The sequence below is a fragment of the Amycolatopsis sp. NPDC059657 genome, assembly GCF_042734395.1.
Lineage (GTDB): Bacteria > Actinomycetota > Actinomycetes > Mycobacteriales > Pseudonocardiaceae > Amycolatopsis.
This window is the reverse complement of record NZ_JBHWEB010000049.1, coordinates 22,301-37,324: the sequence shown is the minus strand read 5'-3', so window position 1 is coordinate 37,324 and position 15,024 is coordinate 22,301. Positions and strand designations below refer to the sequence as shown.

The following is a 15,024-nucleotide window of genomic DNA, read 5'->3' as shown; positions in this document are numbered from 1 at the left end:
TACGAGTAGGCTCGATGACCATGTGCCGCTACGCCGAATCGACCTACAAGGTCCATTACGTCTGCGTGGCATGCCGCAAGAGCCACAAGTACGCCTGGGACGGGGCCGAGCATCCCTGCCCGTCGTGCCGTCGGCCGTTGGTCTACGCCGGGCACGACTTCGCGGCGCCGCGACGCCGGAACGACTCGGGCTGGGCAGCGGTCAAGGCGGTGCTCGAAGCCGGGCTCAAGTACGAGGGCTTCGAGACGTGTGGCTGCGGCCAGGAACCGAAGTCACGGCCACGGACCAGTGCTCAAGTGCGGCGACGACGGCGGCTCGCCGAACGGCTGGGCTTGCCGGAGGCCGAGGCACTGGGGAGGCGCGAATGACGGCCGCGCGACCGGCGAGCAAGAGCTGACGAAACACGGGACCCGCCGGGCACGGGGGGCGAACCCGGCGAGCCCCGTTCGCCGGTCAGTCGTGCGGGTTGGTGATGGTGACGTCGTAGCCGCCGCCGACGGTCAGCGGCGGGCGCAGGTCCTGCTTGCCCGTGTCGGACAGCTTCTGCAGTGCTTCGGAGCGGTCGACCGCCTGCGGCCAGTCGGCTTCGCGGCCGGGGGTGCAGGGCTTCTTCATGTGCTTGACGCGGATCTCGTTGTAGGTCTTGAGCCAGGCCTTCTCGTTCTTGCCGGTCGCGGGGGTGCCGCCGACGGCCGCCGTGGTCTCCTTGACGATCTTGGGCATGCCGTCGCAGTCCTTCGGACCGGGGCCCATCATCAGCGCGGTGTCGAAGAGGTTCTCGACGCCGAGGTTGGTCTTGATGCCGATCTGGCCGGCGATGGTGAGCGCCGGGGTCAGGTAGAGGTCGTGGCCGATCTTGATCTGGAGCTGCTGGAACGCCTTGTCCTTGGCCGCGGTCTTCCAGTCGGCGGGGAACTTGGTGCCCAGTTCCTTGACGCTGTCACTGCCGGAGTCGGCCAGCTTGCGCAGGGTCGGGGTGTACTTCTCGAGTACGTTGCCCGGCTTGGCCTTGTTGTACTTTTCGACCAGCTCCAGCATGTCGCCGGTGGCGGTACAGAACCCGATCCAGCCCGCGGTCCAGCCGCAGCCGTCCTTGTCGTTCTCGATGTTGCCGTACTGCGGCGCGTTCGCGCCCTGCTCGAAGACCGCGGTGATGTCGTCCATCATGTAGACGGTCTTCTGGTCGAGCTGGGGAGCCGCGGCCGAAGCCACGCTGGTCAGCACGAGCCCGGCGGTCAATGCCAGTGAGACCGGCACCAGGTATCGCTTCATTTCTGCCTCCGAAAGGTTAGAGCGCCGAGGGGGATTCGGCCTCGGGGATGAGCAGGCGCGGTGCGCCGGTGCCGTCCGACGGCACGGACCAGACGTCGGAATGCCCGCCGCCGCGAGGGATCGCGTAGCCGATGGTCTGCGCGTCGAGCCAGGCAGGCTGGTCGTCGACGCTGCGGGTTTCGGCGAGTGGGGTGATGGCGCCGGTGGCGAGGTCGAGCACGGAGACGCGCCAGCCTTTGGCGGGGTCGCCGTCGATGGCCGCCTTGTAGGCGATGCGTTTTTCGTCGGGTGAAAGGGATGGGCACTCGACGTTGTCACGGAGTGTGCGGACCGTGCGCGCCGCGAGATCGCCTTCGACCAGGTACCGGTGGGTCCCGGTGGACATGGTCGCGTAGAACCGGTTCTGCTGCGAGGTGAAGGTGACACCCCAGAAATTGAGGTCGGCCGCCTGATAGGGCTTGCCGTCCACGGTCACGGTGAAGTCTTCGAGCGTGCCTTCGAGCAGGTCGGACGTGGAGTCCAGGACGCCGGCGCGGGTGGAGAACCGGCCGCCGTTGTACGAGTCGCCGGTGACGAACACGGTCCAGCCGAACCGTTTCCCGTCGGCGGACACCCTGGCCCGGTTGGGCAGCCCCACCAGCGGGATCTCCCTGGTGACCGAGAGCTGCTTGTCGAGCACGACGAGCTGGTACGTGCTCAATCCGCCCTCCGCGCGCAGGCAGATCCCGGTGCCGCTCGCGGCGTAGACACGCGCGCAGCTCAGCGCCGACACCGACCGCGCGCCGCCGGGATCGCTCGTGGCGACGGTGGCGACGCGTCCGGCTTCGCCGTCGGCCGTGCTGCGGAACAGGAGCCGCTGGCCGTCGAGCGTCACCACGCTCGTCGCGCTGGCCGCTTGGCCGCGCGTCCCGCTCAGTCCGATGTAGACGACCGCGGTCACGGCCAGCGCGAGCACGCCCGCGATGGCGATCCAGATCCTGGTGCGTGTGGTCATGCCTTCGCCTCCTTGCCACGTGGGACGAGCAGCAAGAAGGTGATCACGATCGCGGCACCCACGGTGCACGCGGCGACGGTGATCGCGGTGCTCGCTCCCCACACCTGCCAGGCCAGTCCGAAAAGGACGGACGACACGAAGTAGGAAAGCGCTTGCCCGGACTGCACTATCGAGATACCGGTGGTGCGCAGGGCTTCCGGCAGCAGCGGCCCGGCCAGTGCCATGAGGATGCCGTCGGTCGCCGCGTAGAACGCGCCGTAACAGCCCAGGGTGAGCACGAACAGCGGCCAGCCCGAAATCGGGCTGAGCAGCAGGACGTACACGGCGGCGAGCAGGCCGTACCCGCACAGCATCACCGGCAGGCGGCCGACGCGGTCGGCCAGCGCGCCGAGCGGCGCCGCGAGCAGCAGGTAGCCCAGGTTGGTGCCCACCGCCAGCAGCGGGAACCAGCCGGTGGCGATGTCTTCCTTGCGCTGCAGCAACAGGTAGACGAACCCGTCACCGATCGTGGTCATGCCGAGCACGCAGGCGGCCAGCAGCAGCCGCCGGACCCCCGCGCCGCGCAGCAGCGCCGCCACCGCGCGGGGCGAGACCGTGCCTGCCGGAGGCCGCTCGCCTCGGCGGTCGCGCACGAACAGGCACAGCAGCAGCACGCCGATCGCGGCGATGCAGAAGCTGGTGACGAAGATGGCGTCGAAGCCGCCCACGCCGCTGGACGAGCCGACCGCGGCGAGTACGCCCACCGCGACCAGCGGCCCGGCGAACGCGCCGACGCTGTCCATCGCGCGATGGACCCCGAAGGCGCGGCCGAGCATGTCCTCCGGGGCGGACAACGTGATCAGCGCGTCACGCGGCGCTGTTCGCAGGCCCTTGCCGGTGCGGTCGGCGGTCAGCACGACCCCGATCGCCGCGGCGGACGAGCCCGCGGCCAGCAGGCCGAGCTTGGCCACCGCGGAGAGCCCGTAGCCCACCGCGGCGACCGCCTTGCGCCGTCTGACCCGGTCCGCGACGTACCCGCCGATCAAGCGCAGGAACGCCGTGGCACCGGTGTAGAGCCCGTCGACCAGGCCGTAGGCGGCGGGGCTGAGATGCAGGCCCAGCACGAGATACACGGGCAGGATGGCGGTCACCATCTCCGACGAGATGTCGGTGACGAGACTGACCGTGCCCAGCGCCAGCACGTTGCCGCTCATACCGCCGAGCGAGCGCCGCGAGAGCCCGCCTGGGTTGTCCTTACGGCCGATGGTCGACAGGTACATGGGCTACTGCCAGACGCTGGTGATCGGCGACTTCTCGGCCGCGTGCCCGATGCCGGGGAGCCCGAACGAGGCTTCGATCGTGCGCAGCACCGAGTAGTGGTTGATGTTGTCGCCGTAGCTGCCCGGCTTGACGTGCGCGCCGGTGAACGTGGTGAAGATCTGGTTCACCGAGGTGTTGCTGTCCTCGTCGAAGGTGACGATCAGCAGGCTGTTGTGCGTCTTCGCCCACTGCGCGTACGCGTCGAGGTGGTTCTTCAGCCAGTTGTCACCGGTGTCGATCCCGCAGTCGTGCATGTCGTTGCACATGTCGGGGGTCACGAAGGCGACGTGCGGCAGCTTCGTGAAGTCGCTCGGGAACGACGAGAAGCGCTTGTTGCTCGACGACGGCACGTTGCCGAAGTCGACCCAGCTGTTGTGCTTGCGCTTGTAGGTGCCGCTGGTACAGCCGGTGTACCCGTCGGACGGCATCGCCTCGGAGTAGCCGGTGAATTTCTTGCCGGCGCCGATCAGCTGCGCGCCGAGGTTGGGCTTGCTGCCGAGGTTGACAGGGCAGCTGTCGTTGTCGACGCCCTGCGTCGAGCCGGAGAACAGCGCGATGTAGTTCGGCTGGCTCGGGTGCGTGACCGCGAACGAATTCGTGAACTTCGCGCTCTGCGAGGCCAGCTTGTTGAAGTACGGCGCGCTCGAACTGCCATTGATGGACGAGTACTTCTTGTTCTCGAACATCACCAGCACGATGTGGTCGAACGCGGGCACCGTCGAGGCGACGGCCTCGATCGCGGGTCCGGTCGTGTCCTCATGCGACACCACAAGAGCTGTGGCGACGCTGGTCGCGACCACTGTCGCGGCCGCGATCCGCTTCCAGAACATGGAATCTCCTTCAGCTATGACGAGACATCCGATGTCTCGAAGGGCATTTAATCCCCAACAGTGGCATGTAATACACCAAGATCAACCATTCGGCGTAATTCAATCCCTACGAAAGTAGGTGAGAACGGAGATTTTGAGAATGGTTTGCACAGATCGGTGTAACCGTTCGAATTGATGCATACTTGAATTGCCACGGGCGACCGGCAGAACCTCCCACCTGCGGTTCTGCCGGTGGTTCTGCCTGGTGTGCCGCTCAGCGCCATGCTTCCATCGACCGCGCGGTCAAGGGAGATATCACATGGTATCGTCACACGGCTATACGATTGAAGAACTGTCCTCGGCCATTGGCATGTCCGTGCGCAATATCCGTGCGCACCAGACACGAGGCTTACTGCCCGCGCCCGCGAAAAGCGGCAGGTTCGCGCTTTACGGGCCCGTGCACATGCGACGGCTCGAACAGATCGCGTCTTTGCAGAAACAGGGCTTCAATCTGGTTTCCATCGCCGCGATGCTCGGCGCAGGCCAGGAGCCCCAGGAGACCGGCGCCGCCTGCCCCGAGGTGATGCGCGCGGCGATCGACATGGCCGCGGCGGGCATCCCGCTCCCGACCGCGCTGCGTTTTTTGGCCCAGGCCATGGACAGCGTCATCCCGGTCGCGCAGGCGATGGCCGACGCGCACGCCGAGCGGGTCCCCGTCCCGTACTCCGAGGAAGACTTCGCGGAGCTTCTTGTAAGCGCTTTCAGAGTGGTGGTCGCGAACCGCCCCGAGAACCGGATCCGGCCCCGCGCGGCCGCGGGCTGACCTGACGAAGTCTCCGCGGCGACCTCGTCGCCGCGGAGACATCGGATGATGCTTCGAGTGGCGTCAGCCCAGCCACTCGGCCAAGCGGATCTGGCCGATCAGCGCGTCGGAAGCGGGCAGCAGCGTCCTCTCCCCCAGCAACTCACCGAAGTAGCGGGCTTCACGATCCGTCACGACCTCACGCGAGTCGTTCCTCACCGCGAGCACGGTGCGGATCCACTCGTCGAGGCCGAACACCTCGGGCCCGGCGATTTCGACGACTCCGTCGAGCGGGTCGCCTACCGAAGTCCGCCCGACGACCGCGGCGACATCGGCGGCCGCGACCGGCTGCGCGCCACCGTCCGGCAGGCGCACGACACCGTCGACGGTCGCGCTGTCCGCGATACCGGCGGCGAACTCGAAGAACTGCGTGGCATGCACCAGCGAGTAGCGCAGGCCCGACTCGCGGATCAGCTTCTCCTGCGCCACCTTCGCCCGCATGTACCCCGAGTCGGCCGCTCGCTCGGCGCCGACAACGGACAGCGCGACGTAGTGCCCGACGCCGGCTGCCGCCGCGGCCTCGGTCAGGTTGCCGGTCGAGGTCGTGAAGAAGGCCAGCACGTCGTCATCGGCGAACGAAGGCGAGTTCGACACGTCGACCAGCACGTCCGCGCCATGCAGTACCTCCTTGAGCCCCTCCCCGGTGATCGTGTCGACGCCGGTCGAGGGGGCGGCGGGCACCGCCTCGTGCCCGTGTTCGCCGAGCCGGGCGACGACAGTTGACCCGATCAGCCCGGTCCCGCCGATCACGACGACCTTCATGGGTGACTCCTTACGTCCCGCGTCCGGCCGATCCGGAACGCCTGCGAAGAGCTGGGACAGGGCAGCACGCTGATCTGTGACAGGGCTCGAAACTTTTTTGGCGGCGGATGTCGATTGGGGGCGGTGGCCGTTCGACGCAGGGGTGAGAAGCCGGACAGAGGAGAGACACATGACTGCCACCATCGCTGCCCCCGCCCAGGTCAAGACGCCCGTCCGCGTTGTGACGGCGACCGTTCGGACGCTCGTGGGGCTGCTGTTCACCGTGACCGGCTCGAACGGGTTCCTGAACTTCATGCCCGGTGACGCGAGTGGGATGCCCGAGGGTGCTTTGAAGTTCACCATGGCCTTGTTCGAGACCGGGTACATGCTGCCGCTGGTGTCCGGGATTCAGCTCGTGGTGGGGATTTTGCTGCTGGCGAACCGATTCGTTCCGCTCGCACTGGCGGTGCTGGCGCCGGTCGTGGTGGGGATCTTCGCGTTCCATGTTTTCCTGGCGCCGTCCGGGCTGGTGCTCGCCGCGGCGATCGGGGTCGCCGAGGTCTACCTGGCGTGGGCGCATCGGGAGGCGTTCCGGGGGATGCTGCAGGCGAAATAGCGGCCGAGGCATCGACGCAGGGGCAGCGGCCGCGTACTTTCTGCTCTATGTGGCACTACGCGCTGTGGGGGCTGGCCGGGGCGGCGGTCGGCGCGGCCGTGCCCATCGCCGTGCTGCGACGCGGGCGAGAGCCGTCGAAAGCGGATACGACCGAGGTGCCGCAGGCACTGCTGACGTTCTCCACGGAGATGTCGCAGCGGATCGGGCCGCTGATCGACCGGCAGCTGGCCATCATCGACCGGCTGGAGCAGACCGAAGAGGACCCTGACCGGCTGGCCAAGCTGTTCGAGCTGGACCAGATGGCGACCTTGATGCGGCGGAACCAGGAGCGGCTGCTGCTGCTCGCGGGCGCTCCTTACCCTCGGCAGGTCGATCGGCCGGCGCCGCTCGAGGATGTCCTGGGTGCGGCCGTGTCGGCCGTCGAGGAGTACACGCGGGTGGAGGTGCACCAGGTCATCGGGTTCGCCGTGGTGGGCGACGCCGTGTTCGACCTGGTCCACCTGATCACCGAACTGCTCGCTAACGCCACGTCGTTCTCGCCGCCGGACACCAAGGTCGTGCTCCGGGTGACCGCGACCGACGAGGGCGATCTGGCCGTCGAGATCGCCGACGCGGGGCTCGGGCTGGCCGAGCCGGAGCTCGGCAAGGCCAACAGCAGGCTGGCGACCCCGCACAAGATCGATCTCGGCGCCGGCACCCACCTCGGACTGGACGTGGTGGCGCTGGTGAGCCAGCGGCAGGGCATCGCCGTCAGCCTGCGCGGCAATGACGACGATGGCCTGACGGCGGCGTTCACCGTGCCCGCCGCACTGGTCAGGGATGAGCGGGCGGAGGCGTGACCGCGGCCTTCGCGATCTCCTGCACGATCTTCGGCTGGCCGTCCTGCGACTTGACGGTGGCGTTGACCGAGTAGGCCATCTTGCGCTTCAGGTCCCTGGTCGCGAAGACACCGCTCGAATAGCCGTAGCGGCTGCCGGTCTTGCCCCAGACCGTGAACGGCCCCAGCTGGAGGCTCATCAGGCCCTGGCTGAAGGTCGCCATCCCCGTGCCGTCGAACATGGGCACCTCGGGGACGGTGAAGAGCCTCGACATCATTTCCTCGCCGAGCAGGCGGCCGTCGAACAGCCCGGTGATGAACGCGTCCAGGTCGGCCGAGGTGGAGATGATGGCGCCCGCGGCGCCGGGGATCGACTGGTTCATCTCGGTCACGTCGGCGAGCTTCGTCGTCCCGTTCAGTGTGACGACGTCGACGTCGATCCCGGTGAGGTCGACCCCGTCCACGTTGAGGTAGCCGCGGGCGGCCGGGTTGGGCAGGTGCGGGTCGTCGTTCGGGTAGTAGGTGTGGCACAGGCCCAGCGGCCCGGTGATCCGCTCACGCAGATTTCGGGCGTATGACCGGCCGGTGATCTTTTCGACGAGCATGCCGGCGGTGACATACGCGGTGTTCGTGTACTTCTGCGCGGTGCCCGGCTGGAAATCGATCGGGTGCTTCAACGCCGTTTCCACGACCTGGCGCGGACTCCAGTACTCGTAGCGGTGCTTGAGAATCCACTGTGGATCGTAGAGACCGTCGATGTCCACCGACGGCAGGCCGGAAGTGTGGTCCAGCAAGGTGTACACCGGGATCTTCGGGTAGCTCGCGGGGAGCAGTCCCGGCAGGTAGCGCTGCACCGGCTGGTCGAGGTCGATCCGGTGTTCCTGCGCGAGCTGCAGCACCATCACGGCGGTGTAGACCTTGGTGGTGCTGCCTATCCGGAAGTAGCCGTCCGGCCGCACCGGCGCGTGGGTGCGGAGGTCGGATTCGCCGGAGGTGCCGGACCACTGGCCGCGCTCACCGGTGATCCGGACCAGTGCGCCGGTCGTGTCTTCGTCGGGCAGGCCCGCGATCGCCGCCGCCAGTGCGGCCGCGTTGATCGCCGGGAGCTCGGGTTGCCCGGGGTCATCCGCCGCGAGTGCGGGCAGTGCGGTGAACAGGAGCGTGGCGGCGGTGGCCAGTGCGGTGAGTGCTGATCTCATGTGACGAGAATGTCCACTCGCGACGATGGTCACATCAGGGATCGACCCGGTGTCGAAAGATCAGGGACATCAGGGAATTGGCGGATCCGCCAGCTTGACATCTCGGCTGGTCATCCGGCCAGCGCGCGACGCAGTGCGGCGCCGAGTTCCGCGTTCTGCCGCTGCGAGATCTCCGCGGACAGGATCGCCTGCGAGCCGTGGAAGGTGCCTGCCCACTGATGCAGCTCGACCGAGACGCCCGCCTCCATCAGGCGCAGCGCGTAGACGATGTCCTCGTCACGGTTCGGGCAGAACTCCGCGCTGGCGATGTAGGCAGGCGGCAGGCCGGTCAGATCGGCGGCACGCGCCGGTGCGGCGTACGGCGTGGCGGGTACGCCGCCGAGGTAGTGCGCCCACGCTGACGCGAGTTTGCCGCGGGTCAGCCAGGGCGTGCCGGTGAAGTTCCGCGCCGACCATGTCTCCTGCCGGTCGTCGAGTCCCGCCTGGTTGAGCAGCTGGAAGCAGATGCGCGGCCCCTGCCGGTCGCGTGCGCGCAGTGCCACGCCCGCCGCGATCCCCGCACCCGCGCTGTGCCCGCCGACCGCGATGCGCTCGGGGTCGATGCCCAGGCCGGACGCGTTGCCTGCGGTCCAGGCGAGCACCGCGTAGGCGTCGTCGAGCGCTGCGGGGAACCGGTTCTCCGGTGCCAGCCGGTAGTCGACCGAGATCACCACGGCGCCGGAGCTTTCGGCGAGCCTGGCGGCCCATGGATGCTCCGTGGCCAGGTCGCCCATGACGAATCCGCCGCCGTGCAGCCAGACGATGGCGCCCTGCGCGAGGCTCGGGCGGTAGATCCGGATCGCGACTTCGGGATCGGCGGGCACCGTGCGGTCCTCGATCACCATGTCCCCGGTGTCCGGCGCCGGGATCGCGGCGGCGAGCTCGGCGAAGTTCGCGCGGGCGTCCAGCGGGTCGCCGAGGTCGGCCTGGGGGAACAGCGGGAGGAAAGGTTCGAGTTCGGAATCCATGGGCAGATCCTCTCGGCTCGCGGCCGTCACGGCATCCGCCAGGCGTCGCGCTCCGAAGCCGGTTCACGCACCGATCGGCGCGGTTATCCTGAGGCGATGGAGGCTCTGGCCCAGCGGCTGTCGCAGCTGGATTCGCACGTCGAAGGCGCACTTCGCGTGGTCATGTTCTACGACACGCTGATGCGGCGGCGGGTCGACCTGCCCGCGCTCGCGCGTGCGTCGGCCGGGCTGGCCGAGTGCGTGGCCGCGATCCGCCTGCACGGCACGGGCCGGGTGATCCGCATGTCGCCCGATGGCAGGGAAGCCACCTCGACGCTCACCGCGTCCACCACGGCCGCGATCACGCTCGACGAGGAAGAGATCGGCACGGTGTGGCTGGAGCGCTCCGGTGCGGCAGGCGGGCTCGACGAGGTGCTGCTGGAGCGGCTCGCCATCGCGGCCGCGGCGGTGGTCGAGCGGTATGGACCGGCGCGCACCACGATGGCCGATCCCGCGTTGCTGGAGCTGGTGATCACCGCCGACTGCGACGACGCGGCCAGGGACCGCGCGTTGCGGTTGCTGGGTTTCGCCGCCGAACTGCCGGTACACGTGGTCACCGTCCGTGCGGGGGCGCCGCTCGACCGGGTCGCCGCGCTGATCTGCCCGGCGCGGCCGGTGAAAGCGGCCTCGGTCGCCGACGTGGGCGTCATACTAGCCACCACGGTGGACGCGGCCGGTTTCCCGGCGGGCGTGCGCGCCGGCATCGGCGCTTCGGCGGACCCCGGCCGTGCGTGGCGGGAGGCCCGTACCGCGCTGCGCTTCAGCACGGCGCGCAAGCCGGTCGTCCACTATGCACACCTGGGCGGCTTGGCGTTGCTGGCGGAGATACCCCGTGAGATCGCGCGTGACAACGCCGATGTGGCCGCGATCGCGGGCCTGGCTGGAAATCCGGATGAGCTGGATACGCTGGATATCTATTGTGCGACCGGTTCATCGCGCCGCGCCGCCGAACTGCTGCACCTGCATCACAGCAGCGTCTCCCGGCGGCTCGATCAGCTCGGAAAGACGCTGGGCTTCGACCTCACCGAGCCCGCCGGCCTGATCAGGGCCGGTCTCGCGCTCACCGCCTGGCGGATCGTCTCCGACACCCAGTCGTAGTGGACAATACGTTTCACCATTCGCAACGAGCGGTTTTGCCTGTCGCCCGTATGGGGGCTTATAACACCGTTGTGGTGCGGGCTAGTCTTCATTTCGGCGGATAAATCGGCGGCCGGGTGCTGACCCTCGCCGCCACCAGCACCGCCATTTCGGTAATTCCTCTTTACAATACCTTTGAAAGGTTTATTTAATGCGCGTCAGTTACGCGATCTTCGCCGCCTCCGCCGCCATGCTCGCTCTCGCCCCGTCGGCCATGGCCGCGCCGTACTCCGGCAACCTTGGCACCGCCACCTACCAGGGCGTCGCCAAGTACACCACCGGCTACACGGCCGACTGGGACGACGTGGCCTGCGAAAAGTCCGCCAACCTGCCGAGCCTGCCGAAGGGGAACATCGCCGCGCTGAACCTGGCCCAGTACGGCAGCGAGCACTCCAGCAGCGTCAACTGCGGTGTCGTCGTGCAGGTGACCGGCCCCAAGGGAACGGTCAAGGTGCAGATCGTCGACGCCGTCGGCGGCCAGAAGAAAGGCGACCTCATCCTGAGCAAGGACGCTTTCGCCAAGATCGGCACGATCGACAATGGCATCGAGAAAATCACCTGGAGTGTCGCGCCCTGATTTAGGCTTGCGAGGTGATTCCGGCCAGTCCGCCGCCCGGGCCGGAATCACCTCCGCAATTCAGGTAAACGATTTCACGGCGGCGATGACCACTTCATCCGCCACCATGAAGGCGCCCGCGAAGCCGGTGATCTCCCGGCCGGCGACACGGGGGCACGCACCAGCAGCCGAGCCGTGAACGTGTGCTCGACCGGGTCGATGGTCACCTCGGCCTCATGGAAGTCCAGCCAGCGCCCGGTAAGCGGGAACCATGCCTTGTAGACAGTCTCCTTCACGCAGAAGACCAGCCGGTCCCAGTGCACACCGTCCGGCAGCTCACCGAGCCGGTCGCGCTCGGCGCGGGTCGCGACCATCGGGAGCAGGCCGTCGGTCAGCGGCCGGTGCGGCTCGGCGTCGATGCCGAGCACCGGCACGGACTCGGCACGGGCGACGACCGCCGCGCTGTAGCCCTCGCAATGGGTGACGCTCCCGACGATCCCGCTCGGCCACACCGGCTCGCCGGACGGGCCACGCAGGATCGGGAACGGCGGATGGCCCAGCGAAGCCAACGCGCGGCGGGCGCAGGTGCGGGCCGTGGTGAAGGTGCGCAGCCTGCGGGCGCCCACGCCGTGGACGAGCGGGCGTTCCGCCGGGTGGAGCGAGATGTCGGGGTCCTCGCCCCAGATCTCGGCCGCCGAAGCCGCGGCGGGAATGATCCGCCCGATGGCCGGAGATTCGGAACGGGTCGCGCCCTACCTGACGCCGAGCGTCGTCATCGGCGCGATGAACACCCCGCGTCAGCTACTGCTTTCCGGACCGGCAGACGAACTGGCCGAGGTGGGTGCGACCCTTTCCGCGAATGGTTTCGCAAGCCAGCCCGCGCGCTCGGAACAAGCGTTTCACAGTCCCGCCTGCGCGCCTGCGGCGAAAGAATTCGCCGACGGTTTCTCGGGCAGTCCGCTTTCCGCGCCGGAAATCCGGATCCAGTCGACCGGGACCGGATTACCGGTCACCGATCAGGAAGCACTGGACCCGGATTTCCGGGCACGGCAGCTGGCCGATCCGGTGCTGTTCTGGTCCGCTTTGGACAACCTGCTGACCGAGGGCGACGACTACCTGCTGCTGGAGGCCGGCCCCCGCGGAAGCTGCAGCGCGATGGCCCGTCGTCACCCGGCGCTGAAGTCCAAGCGGAGCAGGCTGCTGCCACTGCTGCCCTCGGCCGGTGGCGATCCGGCCGCCGCACCCGACCTCGTGCGGGCGGGCCGTCGCATAGGGTCGTGAGTGGTATGGCCGGTTCTAACCGTCGGCAACACTCACGACCTCTCTTTCGTCAGGCTCGCCTCACCACGCGCGTGGACTCGGCTTGAGTGAGGGCCTCCTTCACCCAAACCCTTGTGCACGAGCACGCCACCTTTGCGTTTCCCCTCACTAGAACCGCCCGCAACGCTCACGACCGCACATCCGGGCCGGTCGAACCCCCATAGGTCGCGATCTTGTATTCGGTCGCCGTGAGCGACAGCGTCAGCTCGCGGATCCGGCGCCGGATGGTGTCACGGTGCTCGATCAGCATGTCCAGCCGCTCGGGCACCGTCTCCTCCCCCGCGTCCACAAGGGACACGTAGTGCTGCAGGTCCCGCATCGGCATCCCGGACAGCCGCATGCGGGTGAGGAACACCAGCCGCCGCACCGCTTCCTTGTCGTAGACGCGGTACCCGTTGCCGTCGCGCGGCACCTCAACGAGTCCGGCCCGCTCGTAGTACCGCAGGGTGTGCGGCGAGAGGTCGAGCAGCTCGGCGACCTCGGCGATAGCCAGCGGCGCGGGCACATCGGCCAGGTCGGTGAGGAGATGGATCACCTCGACCGAGGCCTCGTCATCGCCAAGCGAGTCGAGCGCGCGGGTCATCAGGTCGTCGGTGGCCATGATCAGCAGCCTAGACCGGCCGGACCGAGGCGGGGACCCCGTCGAAGTCGGCACTGCGCGCGGTCTCCGCCCACCGCTCGACCTCGGCCAGCCCCCGCGTGTAGACACCCGAAATCCGCTCGACGGCCTCGCGGCCGAGCGCCAGCCGCAGCGGCACCTCGTCCCCGTGCGCGAGCTCGACGATGATCTCGGCGGCCTTGACCGGGTCGCCTTCCTGCTTGCCGTCCACCCCGGCGAGGTCTCCGCGCACCGCGGCGAGGATGTCGCGGTAGGTGTCGGACACCTCGGCGAACTCGAGGACATCCGTCGCGTTGAAATCGGTGCGGAACCGGCTCGGCTCGACCAGCATCACGCGGATCCCGAACGGGGCGACCTCCCCGGCCAGTGCTTCGGACCATCCCTCGAGCGCGAACTTCGACGCGCAGTAGGCGGAGACGCCGGGGAACGCCATGCGCCCACCCTGACTGCTCATCTGCACGATCGTTCCGCTCTTCCGCTCGCGCATGATCGGCAGCGCCGCGCGGACGAGCGCGGCAGGGCCGAACAGGTGCAGGTCCATCAGTTCCCTGAGCGGCGCGTCCCCGACCTCCTCCGCGGCACCGACCACGGCCCGGCCCGCGTTGTTGACCAGGACGTCGAGGCCGCCGAAGCGGTCGACGGCCGCCTGGACAAGGCCTTCGGCTTGTGTGGTGTCGCGGACGTCGAAGGCCTTGATCAGGCAGTTGCCGGGGTAGGCGGCTTCGAGGTCCGCGACGCTCTCCGGGCTGCGGACGGCGGCCACCACGTTGTCGCCGTCTTTGAGCGCCGCCTCGGCCAGTGCGCGGCCGAAGCCTCGGGAAGCGCCGGTGATGATCCAGGTCTGTGTTGTCATGCGAAGGACGCTATGGCTTTGAGCGCGCTCGAACGCAAGCCTGGATCCCCGGCCGCGGGCTTCGTGAAACGGTTTCGTGTGTGTGATTCGCGGCGTTGAACGACGCAAAACCCACACACCAGCCCCTCATCCCGCGCTACCCTCCGCGACCAGCTCAGCCGAATCCGGTTCTTCGACCTCCACCGGGGGCTCGCCGTTCTCCTCCGCGAGTGCGGCGAGCATCCCCGGCAGGTGATAGAGGCACATCAGGACCTGGCCGTCACGGAAGCAGCCTCCCAGGCGAAACCGTCCGGGTCGGTGAACGGACCGGCGCCGCCGACCGCGATCCGGTGCGAGCCGGAGCCCTCCGGGGCGACGCCCGCGTCCTTGGCCAGCGCCTTGTGGCGGTACAGGGCCAGCTTGACCGGGCTCGATCCGCTCTCGAACTCGACGTACATGCGGCCGAAGCTCTTCGCGACCGTGAAGCCGCGCTCCAGGTAGAAGCGCTTGCTCGCGGCCACGTCGGCGACGCCGAGCAGCAGGACCATGTCGTCGAACTCCTTGGCGGCCGGGCCGGTGTCCTTCTTGGCCGAGGTCGCGATCTTCCAGATGGTGCCGTCCGGGGCTTGGACGGTCCCGCCGTAGCCCCACATCGACTTCGTGGCCGGCTTGAGGGTGGTCGCGCCCGCCGCGAGTGCGGCGTCGATGAGGGCGTTGACGTTGGCCGGCTGGGATACGGTGAGTGACAGGGTGAAGCCGCGGAAGCCGGTGGCGGGCTCGTGCGAGGCGCGGACGCGCAAGCGGGAGTCCAGGCCGAAGGCCGTGGCGTAGAAGCGTTCGGCGGCGGCGGTGTCGGCCGCCTCGATGGTGATGCTGGTGATTGAGGTCATGCCGGTAACGCTAGG

At 68.4% G+C, this 15,024-nt stretch carries 18 protein-coding genes; 7 read left to right on the top strand and 11 right to left on the bottom strand.

Annotated elements, in window-relative coordinates; translation table 11 throughout:
• The first annotated feature begins 14 nt into the window (after positions 1–14).
• Positions 15–368 (top strand): hypothetical protein, encoded by a 354-nt coding sequence (locus ACFV15_RS25540; protein ID WP_378353118.1) that lies wholly within the window; start codon positions 15–17, stop codon positions 366–368.
• An 85-nt stretch (positions 369–453) separates the two neighbouring features.
• Here ACFV15_RS25540 and ACFV15_RS25535 read toward each other — a convergent pair whose 3' ends face one another.
• The 4 genes from ACFV15_RS25535 to ACFV15_RS25520 are packed head-to-tail and all read right to left on the bottom strand — an operon-like array spanning position 454 to position 4,395.
• A complete protein-coding gene (locus ACFV15_RS25535; RefSeq protein WP_378353117.1) occupies positions 454–1,272 on the bottom strand; it encodes a chitosanase in 819 nt (272 codons plus the stop codon).
• A 16-nt stretch (positions 1,273–1,288) separates the two neighbouring features.
• Positions 1,289–2,266, bottom strand: a complete 978-nt coding sequence (locus ACFV15_RS25530) for a TolB family protein (RefSeq protein ID WP_378353116.1) — start codon at positions 2,264–2,266, stop codon at positions 1,289–1,291.
• Positions 2,263–3,525: an MFS transporter gene (locus ACFV15_RS25525; protein WP_378353115.1), complete on the bottom strand. Its 1,263-nt coding sequence runs from the start codon at positions 3,523–3,525 to the stop codon at positions 2,263–2,265. The genes ACFV15_RS25530 and ACFV15_RS25525 overlap by 4 nt, the downstream gene beginning before the upstream one ends.
• A gap of 3 nt (positions 3,526–3,528) precedes the next feature.
• Positions 3,529–4,395 (bottom strand): alkaline phosphatase family protein, encoded by an 867-nt coding sequence (locus tag ACFV15_RS25520; protein ID WP_378353114.1) that lies wholly within the window; start codon positions 4,393–4,395, stop codon positions 3,529–3,531.
• Positions 4,396–4,693: 298 nt separating this feature from the next.
• On the opposite strand from ACFV15_RS25520, the gene ACFV15_RS25515 reads away from it, so the two are divergent.
• Positions 4,694–5,197, top strand: a complete 504-nt coding sequence (locus ACFV15_RS25515) for a MerR family transcriptional regulator (RefSeq protein WP_378353113.1) — start codon at positions 4,694–4,696, stop codon at positions 5,195–5,197.
• A 63-nt stretch (positions 5,198–5,260) separates the two neighbouring features.
• Here the strand turns inward: ACFV15_RS25515 and ACFV15_RS25510 are convergent, their stop codons facing one another.
• Positions 5,261–5,998: an SDR family oxidoreductase gene (locus ACFV15_RS25510; protein WP_378353112.1), complete on the bottom strand. Its 738-nt coding sequence runs from the start codon at positions 5,996–5,998 to the stop codon at positions 5,261–5,263.
• 169 nt (positions 5,999–6,167) lie between these two features.
• Between ACFV15_RS25510 and ACFV15_RS25505 the strand changes: the two genes are divergently transcribed.
• Together ACFV15_RS25505 and ACFV15_RS25500 are read left to right on the top strand one after the other, a co-directional pair.
• Positions 6,168–6,593, top strand: a complete 426-nt coding sequence (locus ACFV15_RS25505; protein WP_378353111.1) for a hypothetical protein — start codon at positions 6,168–6,170, stop codon at positions 6,591–6,593.
• Positions 6,594–6,640: 47 nt separating this feature from the next.
• A complete protein-coding gene (locus tag ACFV15_RS25500) occupies positions 6,641–7,432 on the top strand; it encodes a sensor histidine kinase (RefSeq protein ID WP_378353110.1) in 792 nt (263 codons plus the stop codon).
• On the opposite strand, the gene ACFV15_RS25495 is transcribed toward ACFV15_RS25500, so the two are convergent.
• Both ACFV15_RS25495 and ACFV15_RS25490 read right to left on the bottom strand, forming a co-directional pair.
• Positions 7,407–8,609, bottom strand: coding sequence for a serine hydrolase domain-containing protein (locus ACFV15_RS25495; RefSeq protein ID WP_378353109.1), 1,203 nt, complete (start codon positions 8,607–8,609; stop codon positions 7,407–7,409). The genes ACFV15_RS25500 and ACFV15_RS25495 overlap by 26 nt on opposite strands.
• Before the next feature lie 110 nt (positions 8,610–8,719).
• Complete coding sequence (locus ACFV15_RS25490; RefSeq protein ID WP_378353108.1) at positions 8,720–9,616, bottom strand: alpha/beta hydrolase; 897 nt, start codon at positions 9,614–9,616, stop codon at positions 8,720–8,722.
• Positions 9,617–9,712: 96 nt separating this feature from the next.
• Here ACFV15_RS25490 and ACFV15_RS25485 point away from each other — a divergent pair, with 96 nt between their 5' ends.
• On the top strand, positions 9,713–10,753 hold the full coding sequence (locus tag ACFV15_RS25485; RefSeq protein WP_378353107.1) for a helix-turn-helix domain-containing protein: 1,041 nt from the start codon (positions 9,713–9,715) through the stop codon (positions 10,751–10,753).
• A 190-nt stretch (positions 10,754–10,943) separates the two neighbouring features.
• The gene (locus ACFV15_RS25480; RefSeq protein ID WP_378353106.1) at positions 10,944–11,369 is read left to right on the top strand and encodes a hypothetical protein; all 426 of its coding nucleotides are present in this window, start codon (positions 10,944–10,946) and stop codon (positions 11,367–11,369) included.
• 74 nt (positions 11,370–11,443) lie between these two features.
• Here ACFV15_RS25480 and ACFV15_RS25475 read toward each other — a convergent pair whose 3' ends face one another.
• Positions 11,444–11,974 carry a 4'-phosphopantetheinyl transferase gene (locus ACFV15_RS25475; RefSeq protein ID WP_378353105.1) on the bottom strand — a complete coding sequence of 177 codons (531 nt, stop codon included), beginning with the start codon at positions 11,972–11,974 and terminating at the stop codon, positions 11,444–11,446.
• Here ACFV15_RS25475 and ACFV15_RS25470 point away from each other — a divergent pair.
• Positions 11,943–12,629, top strand: coding sequence for an acyltransferase domain-containing protein (locus tag ACFV15_RS25470; protein WP_378353104.1), 687 nt, complete (start codon positions 11,943–11,945; stop codon positions 12,627–12,629). The two genes, ACFV15_RS25475 and ACFV15_RS25470, sit on opposite strands and share 32 nt — an antisense overlap.
• Before the next feature lie 166 nt (positions 12,630–12,795).
• Here the strand turns inward: ACFV15_RS25470 and ACFV15_RS25465 are convergent, their stop codons facing one another.
• From ACFV15_RS25465 to ACFV15_RS25455, 3 genes are all read right to left on the bottom strand, one after another.
• On the bottom strand, positions 12,796–13,269 hold the full coding sequence (locus ACFV15_RS25465) for a MerR family transcriptional regulator (RefSeq protein ID WP_378353103.1): 474 nt from the start codon (positions 13,267–13,269) through the stop codon (positions 12,796–12,798).
• A 10-nt stretch (positions 13,270–13,279) separates the two neighbouring features.
• Complete coding sequence (locus ACFV15_RS25460) at positions 13,280–14,140, bottom strand: SDR family NAD(P)-dependent oxidoreductase (RefSeq protein ID WP_378353102.1); 861 nt, start codon at positions 14,138–14,140, stop codon at positions 13,280–13,282.
• Positions 14,141–14,385: 245 nt separating this feature from the next.
• Positions 14,386–15,009 carry a glyoxalase gene (locus ACFV15_RS25455; RefSeq protein ID WP_378353101.1) on the bottom strand — a complete coding sequence of 208 codons (624 nt, stop codon included), beginning with the start codon at positions 15,007–15,009 and terminating at the stop codon, positions 14,386–14,388.
• Positions 15,010–15,024: the final 15 nt, after the last annotated feature.

Excerpts from the sequence above, each read along its gene's own strand:
- ACFV15_RS25540 (WP_378353118.1), top strand. The coding sequence starts at position 15 with ATGACCATGTGCCGCTACGCCGAATCGACCTACAAGGTCCATTACGTC.
- ACFV15_RS25535 (WP_378353117.1), bottom strand. The coding sequence starts at position 1,272 with ATGAAGCGATACCTGGTGCCGGTCTCACTGGCATTGACCGCCGGGCTC.
- ACFV15_RS25530 (WP_378353116.1), bottom strand. The coding sequence starts at position 2,266 with ATGACCACACGCACCAGGATCTGGATCGCCATCGCGGGCGTGCTCGCG.
- ACFV15_RS25525 (WP_378353115.1), bottom strand. The coding sequence starts at position 3,525 with ATGTACCTGTCGACCATCGGCCGTAAGGACAACCCAGGCGGGCTCTCG.
- ACFV15_RS25520 (WP_378353114.1), bottom strand. The coding sequence starts at position 4,395 with ATGTTCTGGAAGCGGATCGCGGCCGCGACAGTGGTCGCGACCAGCGTC.
- ACFV15_RS25515 (WP_378353113.1), top strand. The coding sequence starts at position 4,694 with ATGGTATCGTCACACGGCTATACGATTGAAGAACTGTCCTCGGCCATT.
- ACFV15_RS25510 (WP_378353112.1), bottom strand. The coding sequence starts at position 5,998 with ATGAAGGTCGTCGTGATCGGCGGGACCGGGCTGATCGGGTCAACTGTC.
- ACFV15_RS25505 (WP_378353111.1), top strand. The coding sequence starts at position 6,168 with ATGACTGCCACCATCGCTGCCCCCGCCCAGGTCAAGACGCCCGTCCGC.
- ACFV15_RS25500 (WP_378353110.1), top strand. The coding sequence starts at position 6,641 with ATGTGGCACTACGCGCTGTGGGGGCTGGCCGGGGCGGCGGTCGGCGCG.
- ACFV15_RS25495 (WP_378353109.1), bottom strand. The coding sequence starts at position 8,609 with ATGAGATCAGCACTCACCGCACTGGCCACCGCCGCCACGCTCCTGTTC.
- ACFV15_RS25490 (WP_378353108.1), bottom strand. The coding sequence starts at position 9,616 with ATGGATTCCGAACTCGAACCTTTCCTCCCGCTGTTCCCCCAGGCCGAC.
- ACFV15_RS25485 (WP_378353107.1), top strand. The coding sequence starts at position 9,713 with ATGGAGGCTCTGGCCCAGCGGCTGTCGCAGCTGGATTCGCACGTCGAA.
- ACFV15_RS25480 (WP_378353106.1), top strand. The coding sequence starts at position 10,944 with ATGCGCGTCAGTTACGCGATCTTCGCCGCCTCCGCCGCCATGCTCGCT.
- ACFV15_RS25465 (WP_378353103.1), bottom strand. The coding sequence starts at position 13,269 with ATGGCCACCGACGACCTGATGACCCGCGCGCTCGACTCGCTTGGCGAT.
- ACFV15_RS25460 (WP_378353102.1), bottom strand. The coding sequence starts at position 14,140 with ATGACAACACAGACCTGGATCATCACCGGCGCTTCCCGAGGCTTCGGC.
- ACFV15_RS25455 (WP_378353101.1), bottom strand. The coding sequence starts at position 15,009 with ATGACCTCAATCACCAGCATCACCATCGAGGCGGCCGACACCGCCGCC.